Here is a 22532-nt window from a genome sequence, read left to right as displayed (position 1 = left end):
CATCCGCAAAGCGTTACGTAAGCCGTTTTTTTACTTCACCAATGATTTTCCGGACAGATGCGCCAAGGTGGCGGAACTGAAATCGTCCAACGCACCGGCAGGGCATAATCTCGCGAGCCTATGAGAAAAAGCTTTCTTTTCCAATATTAAGCTCTTCATCTTTCCAAAAAAAACGCTGTTGCCACACCTCCATATCGATGCATAAACTGGCACCGTTACAGGTAAGCCGGATCGACACAATCAGACCCTCTCCTCCCACCAAGGTGCTGACCGACCAATGATCAACAAACTCGCCACCAACGACCTCCCTCGTCCCGCGCCGCGCAGCTCCAACCCGGAGATCATGGCCAACGAAATCATCGAGCGACTGACCTATCGTATCGGCAAGGACGTCAAGGTTGCCAAGCCTCACGACTGGCTGACGGCCACAATCCTCGTCGTTCGCGACCGCATCATCGACAAGTGGATGGAATCCACCCGCAAGGCCTACCAGGACAATTCCAAGCGCGTTTATTACCTGTCGCTGGAGTTTCTGATCGGTCGTCTGATGCGCGACGCAATCTCCAATCTCGGCCTGATGCATGAAATCAAGGATGCCTTGTCGTCCCTCGGCGTTGATCTTGATGTCATCGCGGGTTTGGAGCCGGACGCTGCCCTCGGCAATGGTGGCCTCGGACGTTTGGCCGCCTGTTTCATGGAATCCATGGCAACGGTCGACATTCCCGCCTATGGTTATGGCATCCGCTATGTGCACGGGCTTTTCCGTCAGCAGATGGCCGATGGCTGGCAGGTTGAGCTGCCGGAAACCTGGCTTGCTCACGGTAACCCCTGGGAATTCGAGCGCCGCGAAAGCTCTTACGAAATCGGCTTCGGTGGCTCTGTCGAAACCATTGGCGGATACGAAGAACCGCAGCGCTTCGTGTGGAAGCCTGCAGAGCGCGTCATCGCCATGGCAGTGGACACACCTGTTGTCGGTTGGCGCGGCACCCGCGTCAACACGCTGCGTCTCTGGTCTGCCCAGCCTATTGACCCGATCCTGCTCGCTGCATTCAACGCAGGCGATCACATCGGCGCACTGCGCGAAAGCAACAAGGCCGAGAGCCTGACGCGCGTTCTCTATCCCGCAGACGCCACGCCAGCCGGACAGGAACTGCGTCTGAGACAAGAGTTCTTCTTTTCGTCCGCATCCCTGCAGGACATTCTGCGTCGCCATTTACAGCAGTATCCGGACTTCACATCGCTGCCTGACAAGGTGTCCATTCAGCTCAACGACACTCATCCGGCCATCTCCATCGCCGAAATGATGCGTTTGCTCTGCGACGTCCATGGCCTGGAGTTCGAGGAGGCCTGGAAAATCACGCAGGGCACCTTCTCTTACACCAACCACACGCTGCTTCCCGAAGCGCTGGAAAGCTGGCCGGTCCCGCTGCTCGAGCGTCTTTTGCCACGCCACATGCAGATCATTTATGCGATCAACGCCAATACACTGGTGTTTGCCCGCAAGGAAAAGAAGATGGTCGATCAACAGATCCGCGCCATCTCCCTTATCGATGAGACTGGCGAGCGACGGGTCCGCATGGGCAACCTCGCCTTCATCGGTTCCCACTCGATCAACGGCGTTTCGGCACTGCACACCGATCTGATGAAGGAAACGGTCTTCGCAGACCTCCATAACCTTTATCCCGACCGCATCAACAACAAGACGAACGGCATCACGCCCCGCCGCTGGTTGATGCAATGTAATCCCGGCCTGACTGGGCTCATCCGCGAGGCAATCGGCGACGAGTTCCTCGACGATGCGGAGAAGCTGACGGCGCTGGACAGATTCGCGGAAGATTCGAGCTTCCGCGACAAGTTTGCCGAAGTAAAGCGTTTGAACAAGGTTCGACTGGCAAACACGGTTGCACAGCGCATGGGCATCCGTGTCGATCCATCCGCAATCTTCGACATCCAGATCAAGCGTATTCACGAATACAAGCGGCAGCTTCTCAATCTCGTGGAAACGGTGGCGCTTTACGACCAGATCCGCTCTCATCCGGAGCTTGACTGGGTGCCGCGCGTGAAGTTCTTCGCCGGCAAGGCCGCACCAAGTTACCACAACGCCAAGCTCATCATCAAACTCGCCAATGATATCGCTCGGGTCATCAACAATGATCCGGCCGTGCGCGGGCTGCTGAAAGTCGTGTTCATTCCGAACTACAACGTCTCGCTGGCGGAAATCATGGTTCCCGCCGCCGACCTCTCGGAACAGATTTCCACTGCCGGCATGGAAGCATCCGGCACCGGCAACATGAAATTCGCTCTGAATGGCGCCCTCACCATCGGCACGCTTGACGGGGCGAACGTGGAGATGCGCGATCACGTTGGTGCCGATAATATCGTCATTTTCGGCATGACCGCCGAAGAAGTCGCGAAAACACGTGCTGACGGTCACAATCCACGCGCCATCATCGAGGGCTCGGCGGAACTGTCTCAGGCGCTTTCATCGATCGCTTCCGGTGTTTTCTCGCCCGATGACCGCTCACGTTTCTCCGGACTGATGGACGGACTCTACAACAGCGACTGGTTCATGGTCACCGCCGACTTCGACGACTATGCGCGGGCACAACGCGAGGTCGACACGATCTGGGGCGACCCCACAGCCTGGTATTCCAAAACCATCCGCAATACCGCACGCATGGGCTGGTTCTCATCCGACCGGACAATCCGGCAATATGCGTCAGAAATCTGGAGAGCCTGATGAAAAAACCGCTCAATTCGGCCGACGAGAAAAAAACTGGTGAGGTAACACAGGCTGAAATAGAGGCAATCAAGAGCGGTTTGCACTCCAATCCCTTTGCAATTCTCGGCGTTCACGGAACGCCGGGAAATTTCGTTGCGCGCTGTTTTATTCCAGGCGCCGAAGAAGTGACGGTGATGCGGCTGGACGGTCATATCGCCGGAGAGCTGAAGCGCATCGATACCGATGGATTTTTTGAGGGCTTGGTCGACCTGCCGTCGCGCCAGCCGATCCGTTACCGTGCCTGTCGCGATGATGCGGAATGGGCTGTAACCGATCCGTACAGCTTCGGCCCCGTTCTTGGTCCGATGGACGACTATTTCGTTCGCGAAGGGTCGCATCTGCGCCTCTTCGACAAGATGGGTGCACACCCGCTGAAACTCGAAGGAGTTGAAGGTTTTCACTTTGCGGTCTGGGCGCCCAATGCCCGGCGCGTTTCCGTTGTCGGCGATTTCAACAATTGGGATGGCCGCCGGCACGTCATGCGTTTTCGCAAGGACACCGGCATCTGGGAAATTTTTGCACCTGATGTCTATGCAGGCTGCGCCTACAAATTCGAGATCGTCGGCGCCAATGGCGAGCTGTTGCCGCTGAAGGCTGACCCCTTTGCCAGAAAAGCAGAGCTTCGTCCCAAAAACGCCTCGGTGACAGCCCTGGAACTTACTCAGCAATGGGAAGACCACGCGCACCGCGAACATTGGGCAACAGTCGACCAGCGACGCCAGCCGATCAGTATTTACGAGGTGCATGCCGGTTCATGGCAACGACGCGATGACGGTACCTTCCTGAGCTGGGACGAACTTGCAGCAAGACTGATCCCCTACTGCACCGATATGGGCTTTACCCACATCGAATTTCTGCCGATTTCCGAACATCCATTCGATCCCTCGTGGGGCTACCAGACAACAGGCCTTTACGCGCCTTCTGCCCGATTTGGGGATCCGGAAGGGTTTGCAAGGTTCGTAAACGGTGCTCACAAGGTTGGCATTGGTGTCATTCTCGACTGGGTACCGGCGCATTTCCCCACAGATGAGCATGGCCTGCGCTGGTTCGACGGAACCGCGCTTTATGAACACGCCGATCCACGTCAGGGCTTCCATCCGGATTGGAACACCGCGATTTACAATTTCGGCCGCGTTGAGGTCATGTCTTACCTTATAAACAACGCGCTTTTCTGGGCTGAGAAATTCCATCTCGACGGACTGCGCGTCGATGCCGTGGCATCGATGCTCTACCTCGATTATTCCCGCAAGGAAGGCGAGTGGATACCGAACGAATATGGCGGCCGTGAAAATCTGGAGTCCGTCCGCTTCCTGCAGAAAATGAACTCGCTGGTGTACGGCACCCATCCCGGTGTCATGACGATTGCGGAAGAATCCACGTCCTGGCCCAAAGTCTCGCAACCCGTTCATGAAGGTGGCCTGGGCTTCGGCTTCAAGTGGAACATGGGCTTCATGCACGACACGCTGAGCTATTTCTCGCGTGAACCGGTGCACCGCAAATTCCACCATCAGGAACTGACCTTCGGACTGCTTTACGCCTTCAGTGAAAATTTCGTGCTACCGCTCAGCCATGACGAGGTCGTGCATGGCAAGGGCTCGCTGATTGCCAAGATGTCCGGCGACGACTGGCAAAAATTTGCGAACCTCAGATCGTATTATGCGTTCATGTGGGGTTACCCCGGCAAGAAGCTGCTGTTCATGGGACAGGAATTTGCACAGTGGAGCGAGTGGAGCGAGAAGGGTTCGCTTGACTGGAACCTGCGCCAATACCCGATGCACGAGGGCATGCGCCGCCTCGTGCGAGACCTGAATTTCAGCTATCGCTCCAAACCGGCGTTGCATGCGCGCGACTGCGAACCGGACGGGTTCCAGTGGCTGGTCGTCGAGGACCACGACAACTCCGTCTTCGCATGGTTGCGCAAGGCACCAGGCGAGAAGCCCGTGGCTGTGATCAGCAACCTGACGCCGGTTTATCGGGAAAGCTATTATGTGCCGCTACCTTCTGCCGGACGTTGGCGGGAAATTCTCAACACCGATGCCGAAATCTACGGCGGCAGCGGCAAAGGAAATGGCGGACGCGTCCAAGCTGTGGATGCCGGCGGGCAAATCGGAGCGATGATCGTCCTGCCACCGCTGGCAACCATCATGCTCGAGCCGGAAAACTGACGGGAACAACAAACGGGAGGACAAGACATGTCAGAAAAGAGAGTTCAGCCCTTGGCGCGTGATGCAATGGCCTATGTCCTCGCAGGCGGAAGAGGAAGCCGCCTGAAAGAACTGACGGACCGGCGAGCAAAACCCGCGGTCTACTTCGGTGGCAAGGCCCGCATCATCGACTTCGCGCTGTCGAACGCGCTCAACTCCGGTATCCGTCGTATCGGCGTTGCCACGCAATACAAGGCACATTCGCTGATCCGCCATTTGCAGCGCGGCTGGGACTTCTTCCGTCCCGAACGAAACGAAAGCTTTGATATTCTGCCCGCCTCCCAACGCGTTTCCGAAACGCAATGGTATGAAGGCACGGCCGATGCGGTCTATCAGAACATCGATATCATCGAGCCCTATGGCCCCGAATATATGGTCATCCTGGCCGGCGACCACATATACAAGATGGACTACGAATACATGCTGCAGCAGCATGTCGATTCGGGTGCGGACGTGACGATCGGCTGCCTCGAGGTGCCACGCAAGGAAGCCTCAGGCTTCGGCGTCATGCACGTGAACGAAAAAGACGAGATCATCAATTTCATCGAAAAACCTGCTGATCCGCCGGGCATTCCAGGCAATGAAAACTTCGCGCTGGCCTCGATGGGCATCTATGTCTTCCACACGAAGTTTCTGATGGACGCGCTTCGCCGCGATGCTGCCGATCCCACATCGAGCCGCGATTTTGGCAAGGATATCATTCCCTACATCGTTGCCCACGGCAAAGCCGTCGCGCACCGTTTCGCCTCCTCCTGCGTTCGCTCCGATTTCGAGCATGGCCCCTACTGGCGCGACGTCGGTACCATCGATGCCTATTGGCAGGCCAATGTCGACCTGACAGACGTGGTGCCGGATCTCGATATCTACGATAAATCCTGGCCGATCTGGACCTATGCGGAAATTACGCCGCCAGCCAAGTTCGTGCATGACGATGAAGATCGTCGTGGCTCGGCGGTATCTTCCGTCGTATCGGGCGACTGCATCATCTCTGGCGCAGCGCTTCAGCGCAGCCTGTTATTCACAGGTGTTCGCGCCAATTCATACTCCCGCCTTGAGAATGCCGTAGTACTGCCGAGTGTGAAAATCGGGCGTCACGCCCAGCTTAAGAATGTTGTCATCGACCATGGCGTGGTCATTCCGGAAGGATTGATTGTTGGAGAAGACCCCGAACTCGATGCGAAACGTTTCCGCCGCACCGAAAACGGCATTTGCCTTATTACCCAATCGATGATCGACAAGCTGGATTTGTAGCACCCATGAATATTCTTTCGGTTTCATCCGAAATTTATCCCCTGATCAAAACCGGGGGGCTCGCCGATGTTGCCGGCGCGCTTCCCATTGCTCTCGACGCCTTCGGCATTAAAACCCGAACGCTGATACCCGGATATCCTGCCGTCAAAAGCACGGTTAAAGATCCGGTCAAATGTTATGAATTCACCGATCTTCTGGGTGAAAGGGCCGGTGTGCTGGAAGTTCATCACGAAGGCCTCGACCTGCTGATCCTCGATGCCCCGGCCTATTATGAACGCTCCGGCGGCCCCTATCTCGATCAGACCGGCAAGGACTACCCGGACAACTGGAAGCGCTTTGCTGCATTGTCGCTCGCGGCTGCCCGGATCGCCGCCGGAGAGCTTCCCGGCTGGCGTCCTGACCTTCTGCATGCTCACGACTGGCAGGCCGCGATGGCGCCGGTCTATATGCGCTACGCCGAAACGCCTGAAATTCCGAGCCTGCTGACCATCCACAACATCGCATTTCAAGGTCAGTTCGGCGCCAACATCTTCAGCCAGCTCGGTCTGCCTGTGCATGCCTTCGGCGTCGACGGCATCGAATATTATAACGACGTCAGCTTCCTGAAAGGCGGCTTGCAGGCCGCCACCGCCCTCAGCACCGTAAGCCCGTCCTATGCGGAAGAAATACTGACGCCACAATTCGGAATGGGGCTGGAAGGCGTTATCGCCAGTCGCTCCCACGCGCTGCACGGCATCGTCAACGGCATCGATGCAGACGTATGGAATCCGGCAACGGACCATCTGATCCACGATAATTACTCTGCCGCCAACCTTAAAAACCGTCAGCTCAACAAGCAGGCGGTGGCTGAACATTTCCGGATCGATCACGATGACAGCCCTCTCTTCTGCATCATCTCGCGCCTGACCTGGCAAAAGGGTCTGGACCTGATGGCGGAAGCTGTTGACGACATCGTGTCGCTTGGCGGGCGCCTCGTCGTGCTTGGTGCCGGCGATGTCGCCCTCGAAGGCGCGCTCCTTGCTGCGGCATCGCGCCATCGTGGCCGCGTTGGAGTTGCGATCGGCTATAACGAGCCCTTGTCCCATCTGATGCAGGCCGGCTGCGATGCGATCATCATTCCCTCACGCTTCGAGCCATGCGGACTGACCCAGCTTTACGCCCTCCGTTACGGCTGCATTCCGGTCGTGGCACGAACCGGTGGACTCGCCGACACCGTCATCGATGCCAACCATGCGGCTATTGCCCAGAAGGCGGCGACGGGCGTGCAATTTTCTCCGATCACTATGGACGGTCTGCGGCAGGCGATCCGCCGAACCGTCCGTTATTACCAAGATCCGAAACTGTGGATGCAGATGCAGAAGCAGGGAATGAAATCCGATGTTTCCTGGGAAAAAAGCGCCGGCCTTTATGCCGCGCTTTACAACCAGCTTATCTCGAAAGGCCATTGAAACATGCTAAAAACCGTCCAGACGACACCTTATCAGGACCAGAAGCCGGGGACATCCGGCCTGCGCAAGAAGGTGCCGGTCTTCGCTCAGGAAAATTACGCGGAAAACTTTATCCAGTCGATTTTCGATTCACTCGAAGGCTTTGAAGGCCAGTCGCTGGTGATCGGCGGCGACGGTCGCTACTACAACCGCGAAGTGATCCAGAAGGCGATCAAGATGGCCGCCGCCGCCGGCTTCGGCAAGGTTCTGGTTGGTCAGGGCGGCATTCTCTCGACGCCTGCGGCCTCCAACATCATTCGTAAATACAAGGCCTTCGGTGGTATCGTGCTTTCCGCCAGCCACAATCCGGGCGGACCAAACGAAGATTTCGGCATCAAGTACAACATAGGCAACGGTGGCCCGGCGCCAGAAAAGATCACCGATGCGATCTTTGCCCGTTCGAAAGTCATCGACAGCTACAAGATTTCAGATGCTGCGGATGTCGACCTCGACAAGATCGGGAGCTTCAAGGTCGAGGGCATGACCGTTGAGGTGATGGATTCCGTCGCCGACTACGCGCTCCTGATGGAAGAGCTGTTCGACTTCGCCGCCATCCGCCAGCTTATAGCGGGCGGTTTCAAAGTGGTCGTCGATTCCATGAGCGCGGTCACCGGTCCTTATGCCGTCGAGATCATCGAGAAGCGCCTCGGTGCACCGAAAGGGTCCGTGCGTAATGAAATCCCGCTGCCGGATTTCGGTGGCCATCATCCAGATCCCAACCTCGTGCATGCCAAGGAGCTTTACGACGACGTCATGAGCCCGCAAGGCCCTGATTTCGGCGCGGCTTCCGATGGTGACGGCGACCGCAACATGGTCGTCGGCAAAGGCATGTTCGTCACGCCATCAGACTCGCTTGCCATCATCGCGGCCAATGCCAAACTTGCGCCCGGTTATGCAGCGGGCATTTCCGGCATCGCGCGTTCAATGCCGACCAGCGCTGCAGCCGACCGGGTTGCCGAGAAGCTTGGATTGGGCATGTACGAGACCCCGACCGGCTGGAAGTTCTTCGGCAACCTTCTCGATGCGGGTAAAGTGACGGTTTGCGGTGAAGAAAGCTTCGGAACCGGCTCCAACCATGTTCGCGAAAAGGATGGTCTCTGGGCTGTGCTTTTCTGGCTGAACATCGTTGCCGCGCGCAAAGAAAGCGTGAAGGACATCGTCACGAAGCATTGGGCAGAATACGGCCGGAACTACTATTCCCGTCACGACTATGAAGAAGTCGATTCCGACGCGGCCAACACGCTGGTTGCGACGCTGCGCGAAAAACTCGCAACGCTTCCGGGCACCAGCTACGGAAATCTGAAGGTCAAGGCGGCCGACGACTTCGCCTATCATGATCCAGTCGATCAGTCTGTCAGCAAGAACCAGGGCATCCGCATCCTGTTCGAAGGCGGCTCTCGCATCGTGTTGCGCCTCTCCGGCACGGGCACGGCGGGTGCAACCTTGCGTCTCTATGTCGAACGTTACGAACCGGACGCGGCGCGCCATGGCATCGAAACGCAGGCGGCATTGGCTGACCTGATTGCTGTCGCCGATACGATTGCTGGCATCAAGGCGCATACCGGTCGCGACGCCCCGAGCGTGATTACCTGAAAACGACCTGAGCGTCCTCAATTTCCTCCCTCCTTTCGGGGGGAGGAGACATCCATCGCCCGGAGAATATGACCATGCAGAAATCGGCCGTTTTCCATCAAGGCACTCATCTGACGGAAGACGGAGCGGAATTCACGGTCTATTCCCGGCATGCCTCACAGATCGAGCTTTGTCTGTTCGATAAGACCGGCAACACGGAGACGGGCCGGCTGCCGATGAGGCGGGGCGAAAACGATCTACACCAGCTTTTTGTGGCCGATGTCCAACCCGGGTTGCGTTACGGCTACCGCGCTCACGGCGTTTACGCACCCGACCACGGTTTGTGGTTCGATCCGTCGAAACTGCTGCTCGATCCGTCCGCCACGGAGATTGATCGCCCTTTCCGTCATGACCCCGCCCTTTATGCGTTTGGACAAGACACGGCGCCGGTGATGCCCAAGGCAATTCTTGCCCGCCATGAACCGGTAAAACGCAAAGAGGTGCATTTTTCACCGGGCGGAGTGATCTATGAACTGTCCGTCAAAGCCTTTACAGCGCTCCATCCAGATGTGCCCGAGGCAAAACGCGGCACGATTGCGGCCCTCGCCCACCCCGCCATCATTGCCCATTTGAAGAGGATTGGTGTCGACGCCATCGAGCTGATGCCGATCACCGCCTGGATAGACGAACGGCATTTGCCCCCACTCGGCCTTGCAAACGCCTGGGGTTATAACCCTATCGGGTTCATGGCAATCGACCCTCGTCTCTGCCCCGGCGGTGTGCAGGAGCTGCGCGATACGGTCACTGCACTGCATGGCGAAGGGATCGGCGTTATCCTCGATCTCGTCTTCAATCATACGGGCGAGAGTGACCGGCTTGGCGCGACACTCTCGTTGCGCGGCCTAGACAATCTCACGGCCTTTCGCCACCTGCCTGACGACCCTGGTACACTGGTGAACGATACCGGCACAGGTAACACGGTCGCCTGCGACGATCCCTCCATCCGTCAACTCATCGTGGACACGTTGAGGCATTTCGTCCTGAATGCCGGCATAGATGGTTTCCGGTTTGACCTGGCGCCAGTTCTTGGGAGAACGGCCGAGGGCTTTGATATGGCAAGCGCAACGCTCGCAGCCATGCATTCGGACGCGGCGCTTCACGACCGGCTGCTGATTGCCGAACCTTGGGACATCGGGCCCGGTGGCTATCAGCTTGGCAACTTTCCGGAGAGTTTTCTGGAATGGAACGACAGGGCGCGTGACGATATGCGCCGTTATTGGCGCGGCGATCTTTCCACGACCGGCGCAGTAGCCGATGCACTGTCTGGCTCTTCCCACATTTTTTCCCGCCATAACCGGACAAAAACCCGCAGCGTCAATTTCCTTGCAGCCCACGATGGTTTCACGCTGTTCGATCTCGTCAGCCACGAAAACAAGCACAATGAGGCCAACGGCGAAGGCAATCGCGATGGCCATAACGAAAACTATTCCTGGAACAATGGTTTCGAAGGACTAAGCAACGATCCGCAGGTTCGTGATGCGCGCATCCGAGATGTAAAGGCTCTCCTCTCCACACTCTTTGTCAGCCGTGGCGCAATCATGCTCACCGCCGGTGATGAGGGTGGACGCAGTCAGCACGGCAACAACAACGCCTATTGTCAGGACAACAATGTCACCTGGGTCGATTGGGCGTCGCTTGACCCTGAGCTGATCGATCACACCGCGTTTATTTCAGCTCTTCGCAAACGGTTTTCCGTATTCGCCGACACGGATTTCTTTAGCGGCTATGGCGATGTTTCGTGGTTGGCCGCAACTGGGGAGATCATGTCCGTTGCGGATTGGGAAAATCCGCAGGGCCCGGCCTTTGCCATGGTGCTCTCCTCGATCGATCGCGAAACAGACGCGGAGTGCGAACTCGCCGTGCTGATCAATCGCAGCCGGGAGATCGTGCCGTTCACGTTGCAAGGTGATGGTTGGCGCGCCATCGGCACGGATTTTGGCAGTCCTGCCTTCCTGCCCGCTCGTTCGGTTGTGTTTTATCTGCGCAGTTGATCGGCAACCCCGCCAACCTCTATAACCGTGACAACGAACCGGCGTAAAAGAGGAAACATGGCCAAGGACATAGCGCTTGCGGAGATGAAGAATTTTGTCGGCACCGAAATTGGTGTTTCCGACTGGATCACGGTCGATCAGAGGATGATCGATGCCTTCGGAAAAGCGACACTCGATGAGCAGTTCATCCATACGGACCCGGAACGGGCAAAAGCAGAGAGCCCCTTCGGTGGCACGATTGCGCACGGTTTTCTCACACTCTCGCTGCTTTCAGCGATGAACTACGATGCATTGCCGCGCATCCGCGAGCAGACAATGGGCATCAACTACGGGTTCGACAAGATCAGTTTCGTCTCGCCAGTCAAAAGCGGGGCACGCATCCGCGGCCGTTTCACCCTTGCTGAAGCCCGCTTTCGCGGCGCTGCCATGCTGATGACCACTTATGACGTTACTGTGGAAATCGAAAACGAGAAGAAACCGGCGCTGACTGCGCGATGGACGACGATCACTCAATTTGATCCAAAAGACCGGCCGGAGGACGCCTGACGCAGGCGAGATGGGACAAGGAACCAACGGAGGTCGCAATGCGATTTGCCTATCTGATAGAGCCTCCGTTCAACTACCTGTCTGAAAATGGGGACGTTACCGGCTGTGATGTGGAACTGATCCGCACAGTTCTGAACACGCTAGGGATAGACACTATCGAGTTCATCGAAACCGAATTTTCTCAACTCCTGCCAGGGTTGGCGGCGCATCGCTGGGACATCACAACTGGCCTCTTCGACACGGCAGAACGGCGAAAGATCGCTACTTTCAGTCGCCCCATATGGGCCTTGCCGGATGGGCTCCTCATCAAAAAGGGCAATCCTGCGAAGCTGACGGGCTACAGATCTGTCGCGCAGGACGCGTCCCGCAAAATGGTCGTTATCCGTGATCAGCTCCAGCATCGGGCAACCATCGAAGCGTGCGTCCCTGCGAATAGAACCATCGTTTGCGAAACCTACGACGAGGCGATGCAGGCCGTACGTGATGGCCGTGCGGACGCTTATGCCAGTGTTGCAATGGCGCATACCGGTTTCCTCGAACAGCATCCGCAACTCAGGTCCGAATTGGAAACGATCTCAATTCCGTCGGCCGAGAAAACCGCGGCACGGGGAGCATTCGGTTTCCGGTTATCCGACACCATGCTTCGCAACACGATAGATGCAGCGCTCACCGACTATCTCGGATCACCTGAACATCGCAGGATGATGCGGAGGTTCGGTTTCGAAGACGAGCAGGTCGACCTGATCGTCAGCGGCAACGCTTGAGAGAAGATGCCCGTGTACTCAAAGGAGACGGATGCATGCATGATGAGGCGGTGAGACGAGCTTTCCTTCGCCAGGCCAAGGCCTGCGACAGTCTTGGCTCCCCTTTCACGGCAAGGCTGTGCAATCTGATCGCTGCGCGGTTGGATCGTCAAACGGAGGTCGGAGCCACGGTTCTGTCATGGGTGAGCGACCCTGACTCAGCAGGGGATTCGCTTCCGTTGCGCCTTGCTGGTGCTTTGCATGCACTTGTCCTGCTCGAGAAGATCGAACCTCTCACCGCTATCGCGATGGATGACGAGGATGCCCTTTGGGATACATGTGAAAGCGCTCTACGGTTTCACGCCCCCTTTATTCTCGATCGCCTGAAATCTCCACCACAAACGAACGAAGTGCGCAGGTCAGCTGCGTTGCTTCCGGGCTTTTTCGAGATTGCGCGATTGACTGCCAAATCGTTGGTACTTTCCGAGGTCGGTGCCAGTGCGGGACTGAACCTGCAGTTCGACCGCTACCGTTACCGTCTCGGCGGGCTTGAATGGGGTGAAAACTCGGAGGTTGTTCTTACTCCGGAATGGCGAGGTTCATCGCCACGCATTGCCCCGATCACTATTCTCGAACGTGCGGGCTGTGACATCAGTCCGCTTGATCCCTCTTCCGATGAAGATCGGTTGCAACTGATGTCCTATATCTGGGCCGACCAGCCCGATCGGCTTGAACGCACCGCAAGTGCCTTGCGGATCGCCGTTAAAACCAGTGGAGGTATCGAAAAAGCCGACGCTTTGGATTGGCTCGAGCAACGGCTTTCCAAATCGTTTCATGACGCAGCTCACGTGGTTTTTCATTCAATCGCCTGGCAATATCTGCCGGAAAAGCGAAAGCAGATCGGCGAAGCAATGTTTGCAGCAGCCGGCGAACGCGCAACAGATGATGCTCCGCTGGCCCGTTTGCAGATGGAGGCCGACACCAGACGCGGCGGCGCCTCCTTGACACTGCAACTCTGGCCTTCGGGCGAAAAGCGTGAAATCGGTCGCGCCGATTTTCATGGGCGATGGATCGATTGGCGTGGTTGGGGTGCCTGACGTGGCGGCTTTAAACCACCAGGTCCCCTGCCGCTTCCTGCAGCAAACCGCCAACATATTCTGCGAAGGAACGCCAGCACTCAAGCCGGAACGTATCGTCCGCAACACGCAGCAATACGATTTCAGCCTTGCCAAAAATGGTGCGTGAACAGGCGCCGACTGGGAAGACGTTCAACGAAAGATCCTGCGGGCAACCGGCGTTGAGGGCCGCCTCGGCGCCTGGACCAGACACGATAATCGCAACATTGCGGTGAGAAATGTCCGTCGTCGAAAACAGGCCGGAAACCCCAGACAACACCGCTGTCAGATCACTTTCAGCCTGATCGATCACCAGCCACTCATCTGGCCCAAGCCAGAGTGCCGAGCGCAGGCCCGAAGTGGACGACGTCTTGGACGTTTCCGGTAACGCAAGTCCCAACGCCTCCGACAGAGCCGCAACCGTTTCACTCTTCGCCCGAAGCGATATGCGGGACGCGGGAGCAGCCGGCTTCAGCGAAACGACAGGCGAACCACCGTGAAAATCCTCAAGCACGAGCTTGCGTTTTGCGTGATGCGTCTCAGCCATTGAAGCGGGCTCCTTCCTTGTCGAAGAACACCATATCGGTGACTTCTGCGGCAATCGTTTTATCGACCAACGGAATGTAGAGGGTCTCGCCTACACGCGCCCGTCCGTCTGCCACAAGCGCAAAGGCAATTGAGCGGCCGAGGTTTTCCGACCAGTAGGCGGAGGTCACATGTCCGAGCATAGTCATCGGCTTGGGCTGGTTCGGGTCAGCAACGATCTGTCCGCCTTCCTCCGGCACAATCTGCGGATCCTTTGTCAGAAGGCCAACCAGTTGCTTGCGTCCGGAACGCATAAGGTCGGGGCGTTTCAGGCCGCGTATACCAACGAAATCAGTCTTCTTCTTGGAAACCGCCCAACCGAGACCGGCATCGTCAGGTGTAACCGTGCCATCCGTATCCTGACCGACAATGATGTAGCCCTTCTCGGCACGCAGGATATGCATGGTTTCAGTACCGTAGAGGCAACCACCCACCGCTTCCGCACGTTCCCGGATCGTTTGCCACACTGCCGCACCATAATCGGCAGGCACGTTGATTTCGAACCCGAGTTCGCCAGTGAAGGAAACCCTGAAAAGCCGCGTTGGTACGCCACAGAATTTGCCTTCTGCCACCGCCATATGTGGGAAGGCCTCCGGCGATAGATCGATCCCCTCAACGAAGGGCGCAATAACATCGCGGGCTTTCGGGCCCTGCACGGCAATCACCGCCCACTGTTCGGTCGCAGACGTCAGCCACACATTCAGTTCCGGGAATTCCGTCTGCAGATAGTCTTCCATGTGTTGCAACACACGTGGTGCACCACCTGTTGTCGTTGTCACATGGAAGCGGTCTTCGGCCAGACGCCCGACAACACCGTCATCATAAACGAAGCCATCCTCACGGGTCATGATGCCATAACGGCACCGGCCTGGCTTCAGCGTGTCCCAGGCGTTGGTATAGATGAGATTGAGAAACTTCGCCGCATCAGGCCCAACCACCTCGATCTTGCCCAATGTTGAAGCATCGAAGACGCCAACAGTCTCGCGCACTGTCCTGCACTCGCGATTGATTGCCTCATGGAGGTCTTCGCCCGCACGCGGGAAAAACCATGCACGCTTCCAGTTGCCAACGTCCTCAAAGACGGCACCAGCCGCAGCCTCCTCATCATGCATCGGTGTCTTGCGGGTCGGATCGAACAGCGCGCCACGTGAATGATTGATGAGAGTACCAAAGGTTACCGGCGTGTATGGCTGACGAAACGTGGTGAGGCCCACCTTTGGCAAGTCTTTGCCCAGCGCTTCGGAGGCGATGGCAAGGCCGTGCATGTTGGAAAGCTTGCCCTGATCGGACGCCATGCCGTTTGTGGTGAACCGCTTGATGTGCTCGATGGAGTGCATGCCTTCGCGCACCGCAAGACGGATATCCTTGGCGCAAACGTCATGTTGGAAATCGATGAATGCCTTGACGCCCGTATCTTCACCAGCGCCCTCCGCAGCACCGATCATGCCGCCCGCCCAGCTTCGTGCATTCTGGCCGGAAAATTCCGCAGCGCTGCCGCCTGCGGCAGAGGCTTCGGCAATCAACTCGTCCAGTTCGTCGGTCCCGGCACAGGCACCAATCGAAACGGATTGTGGAGCGTGGATATCTGGCAGGAACCGCTGGTTCTCAACATCGAATTTCAGTTTTCCGCGCGATTGTGAGAAGAGATGGACAGAAGGCGTCCACCCGGCAGAAACCGCAAGCGCATCAATTGCAATCTTGCGTTTGTTCGATCCGCCGTTGCGACCAACCGTCATGGACGAAACGCGCAAGCGCCCTGCCGTGTCATAGACGCTGTGTCCCGCCAGCACCTCGATGCCCAATGCCCTCGCTTCTTCCAGAAGCTTCGGATCCGGGGCCTCACGGCAGTCAACGATAGCGGCAATTTTCACTCCCGCCTTTTTCAGATCGAATGCCGTCTCATAAGCGGAATCATGCGCGGTATAAACGCCAACGTTCTCGCCGATCGCCACACCGTAGTGATTGAGGTAGGTGCGTGCCGCCGACGCCAGCATGACACCAGGGCGGTCATTATTGGCGAACACCATGTGGCGTTCGATCGCGCCTGCGGCCAGGATGACCTTCTTGGCGCGGACCTGCCACAACCGCTCGCGCGGCTGGTGCCTCGCCGGAACGGCCAGATGATCTGTGACGCGTTCCGCCAGAGCCAGAAAATTGTGGTTGTAATAACCGAACGCGGTGGTGCGGGTCAGAACACGCACATTCGGCATGGACCGGAGTTCGCCAAAAACCTTCTGCGCCCAGTCAAAGCCAGGCAAACCATCAATGACCGTTCCCGTATCGAAACGCAGCGCCCCGCCGACTTCCGCATTTTCATCCGCGAGGATGACGCTCGCACCCGTCTTTGCAGCAGCAAGCGCCGCTGTCAGGCCCGCGACACCGCCACCGGCAACCAGCACGTCGCAATGAGCATAACGGGATGAATAGTGATCCGCGTCCGGCTCCGTCGGCGCATTGCCAAGACCGGCAGCGCGACGGATCAGAGGTTCGTAAATCTTGTGCCAGGCAGCCTTCGGCCACATAAAGGTCTTGTAATAGAAGCCCGCCGCAAACATCGGTGAAAAGAAATCATTGATCGCCCCGACATCAAACGACAAAGACGGGAAGCGGTTCTGCGACGCGATGATGGCGCCATCGAAAACTTCCTGCACGGTCGCACGCACATTGGGCTGTTTGCGCAGGCTGTCGCGGGAAACATCAATCAGTGCATTCGGCTCTTCCGGACCTGCAGACAAAAAGCCGCGCGGACGATGATATTTGAACGAACGGCCAATCAGGTGCACACCATTCGCCAGCAGTGCAGACGCAACCGTGTCGCCTTCCAACGCCTGATAGATCTTCCCGTCGAAGGTGAAGCGCGCAGTTCTGGCCGGGGTGAGACGACCTGCTCCCTTGATACGATAAGCGCCGCTCATTCGTGACTTCCCTTTTGCGCATTCAAAACCGTTTCCCTGTCCGGTTTCGGTTCGCCTGCCTTGTACGTCATGTAAAATCTGTCGCTGACCGTGTCTCGCGCAGCATTGAAGAAACGACCGCAGCCATGAATGTGGCGCCAGCGCTCGAAAACCAGGCCCTTGTCATTGTCACGCATGAAGAAAAATTCCGCAAAAGCCTCGTCGGAAATATCGGCAATGTTTTCAGGTCGGGCGATATGAGCTTCACCTGCCCAACGAAACTCCAGCTCGGAGCGGTCTTCCCCGCAATAGGGGCAATGAATAAGAAGCATCTTGTTTTCCCCTTTGCTTCAATGCGCCACGGCAGCAGCCGCTGCCTCGTCGATGAGCCGGCCGGTCCGGAAACGGTCGAGCGTCAACCCGGCCGCGAGCCTGTGTGGCTCACCACGTGCGATAAGATGCGCAAACAGGTGCGCTGAGCCAGGCGTTGCCTTGAAGCCACCCGTCCCCCAGCCGCAATTGACGAAAAGATTGGGCACCGGCGTCACGCTCTGGATCGCCGAGCGATCAGGTGTGTTGTCGGTGATACCGCCCCATTGACGCATCATTTTTACGCGCCGGAAGATGGGGAACAACTCACAGATGGCATCGAGCGTGTGCGTGATGATCTGCAAGCCGCCTGTCTGGGAATAGGAGTTGTACTGGTCGGTGCCAGCGCCGATGACCAGTTCGCCCTTGTCCGACTGCGAGATATAGGCATGCACCGTATTTGACATGACGACACAGGGGAAAATCGGCTTCAAAGGCTCAGAAACCAGCGCCTGCAGCGGATTGGAGTGCAACGGCACCCGCACGTCCGCCATGGCCATAACGACAGAAGAGTGACCTGCAGCCGATACCCCGATCTTCTTTGCACCGATGAAGCCGCGATTGGTATCAACACCCGTTACGGCGCCATCCGGCCCACGGCGGATCGCAGTCACCTCACAGTTTTGAATGATGTGGACGCCGCGATCGGAGGCCGCACGGGCATAACCCCAGTTGACGGCGTCATGACGTGCTGTTCCGCCGCGCCTCTGCAATGCTGCACCATTGATTGGATATCGGGCGTTGCCGGAAATATCGAGTGGCGGGCAATATGCCTTGGCCTGCTCCGGTGTCAGCCATTCATTGTCTATTCCATAGAGCCGGTTGGCATTGATATGGCGTTTGAACGACTGCTGGTCGTGAATATTGTGCGACAGCATCATCACGCCGCGCGCCGAATACATCACATTGTAATTGAGATCCTGGCTCAGGCCTTCCCAAAGTTTCAGGGAATGCTCGTAGATGTCCATGCTCTCTTCATAAAGATAATTGGAGCGAATGATGGTGGTGTTGCGTCCACTGTTGCCGCCACCAAGCCAGCCTTTTTCAAGTACGGCGACATTGGTGATGCCATGCTCCTTGGCAAGGTAGTAGGCGGCACCAAGACCGTGACCGCCACCACCGATGATGACGACATCATATTCCTTGCGAGGTTCCGGCGACGCCCACTGCGCGTCCCAGCCCTTGTGGCCGCGCAGGGCCTCACGGGCCACGGCAAAAACGGAATATTTGCGCATTCGCAGACTGCTCCCAGACAAAACGATCGAAGGTCGGACACTCCGGCCCGGCGATATCATACACATGACAAATCGAAATCGCAGGCAATATTCATTTTGCGACGCGACCATGCTTTTGTTTTGACATGCCTCGCTGAAGTGCCAAAAAGCCGCGTTTTCCGGCGCTTTTGGACTTATAGCTGGACTTAAGGTGAACTATCTGTTATACGCCCGCTCAATCGTACGGCCTTCGTGGCCAAACCAAACTTTTCTTGTTTGCGTGCGAATGTCCCAGATTCCCACAGCAACATAGCCAAAACCAAAGGAATGTGTTTCACGTGCAGGTACTAGTCCGCGATAATAACGTTGATCAGGCGCTCCGCGTTCTGAAGAAAAAGTTGCAGCGCGAAGGCGTTTTCCGTGAAATGAAGATGCGTGATCACTTTGAAAAGCCTTCAGAAAAGCGCGTTCGTGAAAAGGCTGAAGCGGTTCGCCGCGTTCGCAAGCTGGCACGCAAGCGTGCACAGCGCGAAGGTCTGGTTGCTGGCCGCTGATAGGCCGTCTTTTAGACGTTTTTGAGTGCTTGTTGGGCGGAGGCGATATTGTCGCCGCCGCTTTTTCTGTTTGAAGCCGGGGACGTCCAAAGAGACCGGCGTGCGAGGGAACCCATATCGAATGACCGCTGTTGATGCTTGTGTTGTGAAAAACTCCGATGTCTCCACGCACCGGGTATCGATGAAGAACAACAAACGGTTCCGTTCCCCAGTCATTCTATGCGCTATGCTTGCAACCCTTGCAGGCTGCGCCACGTCCAAGCAGACGGAAGACGTATTCCGGATCGACCGCGCCCAGGGTTCGCAGGAAAACATCGCCTCGCTGACATCGGTCATCAACGCCAATCCGCAAGATCCGGAAGGCTACAACGTTCGTGGCTCCGCTTACGGCCGCTCCGGCGATTCGCGCCGCGCGATCGAGGACTTCAACAAGGCCCTCCAGCTCAACCCGCGCTTCTATCAGGCATATGCGAACCGCGCCCTTGTCTATCGCAACTCGGGACAGCAGCAGCAGGCCCTGCAAGATTACAATTCGGCGCTGCAGATCAATCCAAGCTATGACGTTGCCCTGATCGGACGCGGTAATCTCTATCGCCAGTCCGGACGTGTAAACGAGGCTTTCAACGATTTCTCGCGCGCAATCGAACTGGAAACGACCGACGGACGCGCCTGGCACAATCGCGGCTTGATCTATCAGCTTCGCAATCAGCACGCGCAGGCAATCGAGGACTTTTCCAAGGCCATCTCGTTGTCGTCGACGTCGCCGGAGCCTTACAACGGCCGTGGCCTTTCCTACGTTGCGCTCAATGACGACGAAAATGCTTTCGCCGATTTCAACCACGCCATTTCTCTGGACGACAAGATTGCCGAATCCTGGGCTAACCAGGCACTGGTCTACGAACGCCGCGGCGAGACTGCCAAGGCTGCCAAGTCTTATTCCCATGCCGCACGCCTTGACCCGAAGTACAAACCGGCTCTCGACGGCATTGCGCGTACGCGCGGCGCGTCCTGATATCTACGAAAACCAACAAAAAAGCCCGGAACGATATTCCGGGCTTTTTGTTTGAATACTGTCGAATATCCGCCGATAGGCTCGAGGCGCGGATTGGACCTCAGTTGCTGTCGCGGCGCGCTTCCGGTGCCAGTACATTGGCCCAAAGCTCAGCCTGAACGGCCTCCTGGAATTCCATGATTTCCTGACGCATCGCGGCATCCTCATAGCCGATCCGGGTCAGGTGAGCGGCGAGTTCCCGGCATTCGTTGCGCCAGAAATCATTGGCTTCCGCCCCGTGCAGACGATCGAGCATAACAGCACAGCGTTTTACATCAGCAATGCGATTTTTGGCCGGGAAGGCGATTATTTCCGAATTCGTCGTCACGCGGGCACCTACTCTTCGAGGAATCAATCCCGACTTTTTAAAGGCGATATGGTTAACGAAGTCTGGAGGCAGCCGCGAAAGGTTGAAATGCGTGGCTTCTGCAGGTGCAGCTCCGCCTAAACGTTTCATTTTCGACCGGATTTTTACATTTTGAGGTTCCGGCGTCGGCGCGAAATTAACGGACGGACAAAGCACATTGCCGACCGTTACGTTTGAATTTACCAATTCACATTACCAAAATTTCATGCCCCCGAAGATAGAAGAAGTATAAGTGTGTTGAAACAGCACCTGTCTCATCGTATATTTCAGTCAAGAAAAGCCATGAAATCTCGCAGCCAAAAACGGAGCAATCGTTCTCGGGAGGAGAGCACCATGTATGCACCGCGTGTTTTCGTCAGCATGATCGGTGCCTTGCTCGTATTTGCGGTTGCGACCTACTTCATTCATGGCTCGTTTTATACCGCGTTTATTCAAACCCTGATTGCTGCCGTTGTTCTTCAAGTCGGCTACTTCATCGGTATTCTTGTTCTTGTCGCGCGTGAAAAAAAGCAGCTCCGAGACGCCTCTCCTTTTCAGAGAGAACGAAGTGCTGAAAATGCGTCTTCAGACAGCATAAAGGGTGTTCCACATTCCGGCGCCAAATTGACGGATATGTAGCTCCGCTCTGAACCATTCTGCCCCTCTCTAAACTCACCCCTAATTTTTTATCGGTTGCATCCACACCCCTGACACTTTCTGCTGGCCAAGTCCTCACCACAACGCAGAAGCAGAAGGGTATGAAATGGCCAACGGTTCCCAGTCCATTTGCGTCATTATCGCTGCGAAGAACGCGGCCGACACGATTGCCATCGCTATCCGCTCAGCTCTTGCCGAGCCGGAAGTGGCTGAGGTTGTGGTGATAGACGATGGATCTTCGGATAAAACCAGTGATGTGGCCCATGCCACGGACGATGGCACCGGCCGCCTGAAGGTTTCGCGATTCGACACCAATCGTGGCCCATCGGCTGCGCGCAACCATGCGATCTCCATTTCCTCTGCACCGCTTATCAGCATTCTCGATGCCGACGATTTCTTCTTCAAAGGCCGGTTTGCCGCCATGCTGGCAGAAGATGACTGGGACATGGTTGCTGACAACATCGCCTTCATTCAGCAGACAGTCGCCGGTGCATCCTCGATGGTTCCAGAAAGCTTCGAGCCGCAGTCGCATTTTTTGTCACTGAAGGAGTTCGTCGAGGGCAACATATCCAGGCCCGGTGTCGAACGCGGCGAAACCGGCTTCCTGAAACCGGTCATCCGCAGGTCGTTTCTCGACAGGAATGCGTTGCGTTACGATGAAGCCATGCGTCTCGGCGAAGATTATGAGCTATATGTCAGAGCCCTTGCCGCCGGCGCTCGTTACAAGGTGATCCGTCACTGCGGTTATGGCGCAATCGTACGCGGTAACTCCCTGAGTGGCCGACATCGCACGGAGGATTTGCGTCTGCTCTACGAGGCCGACAGGGCTATCCTTGCCGCCGCCAATCTTTCTGCCGCGGAAAAAGCTGTTCTGCGCGAGCACGAGAGGCATATTCGCAGCAAGTTTGAGCTGCGCCATTTCCTAGACACGAAAAAGCAGAAGGGCATGGGTGGGGCGCTTGGCCATGCGCTCAGCCGTTTGCCTGCCGTCCCCGCCATCACAAGCGGCATCTGGAAGGACAAGACGGCGCGGTTCCGCCGATCCCCGCAACAGGTCAGCGACATTCGATACCTGCTGACCGCAACGCCCATATCCTGACGCAAAAAAGCC

18 protein-coding genes are annotated in these 22532 nt (G+C 56.9%); 13 read left to right on the top strand and 5 right to left on the bottom strand.

Going from position 1 to position 22532, the window contains the following annotated elements; genetic code table 11:
* Window positions 1-277 precede the first annotated feature (277 nt).
* The 9 genes from FY156_23050 to FY156_23010 all read left to right on the top strand — a co-directional run bounded on the left by FY156_23050 (window position 278) and on the right by FY156_23010 (window position 13733).
* Window positions 278-2740, top strand: coding sequence for a glycogen/starch/alpha-glucan phosphorylase (locus FY156_23050; protein UXS04353.1), 2463 nt, complete (start codon window positions 278-280; stop codon window positions 2738-2740).
* Window positions 2740-4947: a 1,4-alpha-glucan branching protein GlgB gene (gene glgB / locus FY156_23045; GenBank protein ID UXS04352.1), complete on the top strand. Its 2208-nt coding sequence runs from the start codon at window positions 2740-2742 to the stop codon at window positions 4945-4947. Before FY156_23050 ends, glgB begins: the two co-directional genes overlap by 1 nt.
* Window positions 4948-4974: 27 nt before the next feature.
* A complete protein-coding gene (gene glgC, locus FY156_23040; protein ID UXS04351.1) occupies window positions 4975-6237 on the top strand; it encodes a glucose-1-phosphate adenylyltransferase in 1263 nt (420 codons plus the stop codon).
* Between the two features lie 5 nt (window positions 6238-6242).
* A complete protein-coding gene (gene glgA, locus FY156_23035; protein ID UXS04350.1) occupies window positions 6243-7685 on the top strand; it encodes a glycogen synthase GlgA in 1443 nt (480 codons plus the stop codon).
* A gap of 3 nt (window positions 7686-7688) precedes the next feature.
* Window positions 7689-9317 carry an alpha-D-glucose phosphate-specific phosphoglucomutase gene (locus FY156_23030; protein ID UXS04349.1) on the top strand — a complete coding sequence of 543 codons (1629 nt, stop codon included), beginning with the start codon at window positions 7689-7691 and terminating at the stop codon, window positions 9315-9317.
* A gap of 74 nt (window positions 9318-9391) precedes the next feature.
* Window positions 9392-11347, top strand: a complete 1956-nt coding sequence (gene glgX / locus FY156_23025) for a glycogen debranching protein GlgX (GenBank protein ID UXS04348.1) — start codon at window positions 9392-9394, stop codon at window positions 11345-11347.
* Window positions 11348-11404: 57 nt separating this feature from the next.
* Window positions 11405-11893, top strand: coding sequence for a MaoC family dehydratase (locus FY156_23020; protein ID UXS04347.1), 489 nt, complete (start codon window positions 11405-11407; stop codon window positions 11891-11893).
* A 38-nt stretch (window positions 11894-11931) separates the two neighbouring features.
* Complete coding sequence (locus tag FY156_23015; GenBank protein UXS04346.1) at window positions 11932-12657, top strand: transporter substrate-binding domain-containing protein; 726 nt, start codon at window positions 11932-11934, stop codon at window positions 12655-12657.
* A 35-nt stretch (window positions 12658-12692) separates the two neighbouring features.
* Window positions 12693-13733, top strand: coding sequence for a DUF2332 family protein (locus tag FY156_23010; GenBank protein UXS04345.1), 1041 nt, complete (start codon window positions 12693-12695; stop codon window positions 13731-13733).
* A 10-nt stretch (window positions 13734-13743) separates the two neighbouring features.
* On the opposite strand, the gene soxG is transcribed toward FY156_23010, so the two are convergent.
* From soxG to FY156_22990, 4 genes are read right to left on the bottom strand one after another with little or no spacing between them, the layout of a single operon-like run.
* On the bottom strand, window positions 13744-14298 hold the full coding sequence (soxG, locus tag FY156_23005; protein ID UXS04344.1) for a sarcosine oxidase subunit gamma family protein: 555 nt from the start codon (window positions 14296-14298) through the stop codon (window positions 13744-13746).
* Window positions 14291-17251: a sarcosine oxidase subunit alpha gene (locus FY156_23000; GenBank protein ID UXS04343.1), complete on the bottom strand. Its 2961-nt coding sequence runs from the start codon at window positions 17249-17251 to the stop codon at window positions 14291-14293. Before FY156_23000 ends, soxG begins: the two co-directional genes overlap by 8 nt.
* Entirely contained in the window at window positions 17248-17562 is a 315-nt protein-coding gene (locus FY156_22995) for a sarcosine oxidase subunit delta (protein ID UXS04342.1), read from the bottom strand. The genes FY156_23000 and FY156_22995 overlap by 4 nt, the downstream gene beginning before the upstream one ends.
* Window positions 17563-17580: 18 nt before the next feature.
* Window positions 17581-18834 (bottom strand): sarcosine oxidase subunit beta family protein, encoded by a 1254-nt coding sequence (locus FY156_22990; protein ID UXS04341.1) that lies wholly within the window; start codon window positions 18832-18834, stop codon window positions 17581-17583.
* Between the two features lie 317 nt (window positions 18835-19151).
* Here FY156_22990 and rpsU point away from each other — a divergent pair, with 317 nt between their 5' ends.
* Both rpsU and FY156_22980 read left to right on the top strand, forming a co-directional pair.
* Entirely contained in the window at window positions 19152-19367 is a 216-nt protein-coding gene (gene rpsU, locus FY156_22985) for a 30S ribosomal protein S21 (protein ID UXS04340.1), read from the top strand.
* 121 nt (window positions 19368-19488) lie between these two features.
* On the top strand, window positions 19489-20379 hold the full coding sequence (locus FY156_22980) for a tetratricopeptide repeat protein (protein UXS04339.1): 891 nt from the start codon (window positions 19489-19491) through the stop codon (window positions 20377-20379).
* Between the two features lie 100 nt (window positions 20380-20479).
* On the opposite strand, the gene FY156_22975 is transcribed toward FY156_22980, so the two are convergent.
* A complete protein-coding gene (locus FY156_22975) occupies window positions 20480-20746 on the bottom strand; it encodes a hypothetical protein (GenBank protein ID UXS05219.1) in 267 nt (88 codons plus the stop codon).
* A gap of 372 nt (window positions 20747-21118) precedes the next feature.
* On the opposite strand from FY156_22975, the gene FY156_22970 reads away from it, so the two are divergent.
* Window positions 21119-21403, top strand: coding sequence for an exopolysaccharide production repressor exox (locus FY156_22970; GenBank protein UXS05218.1), 285 nt, complete (start codon window positions 21119-21121; stop codon window positions 21401-21403).
* Between the two features lie 124 nt (window positions 21404-21527).
* Window positions 21528-22520, top strand: a complete 993-nt coding sequence (locus tag FY156_22965; protein ID UXS04338.1) for a glycosyltransferase family 2 protein — start codon at window positions 21528-21530, stop codon at window positions 22518-22520.
* Window positions 22521-22532 lie beyond the last annotated feature (12 nt).

The organism is Agrobacterium tumefaciens (assembly GCA_025559845.1).
Lineage (GTDB): Bacteria > Pseudomonadota > Alphaproteobacteria > Rhizobiales > Rhizobiaceae > Agrobacterium.
The sequence above is the reverse complement of the archived record's forward strand: the minus strand, read 5'-3'. Positions and strand labels throughout refer to the sequence as shown.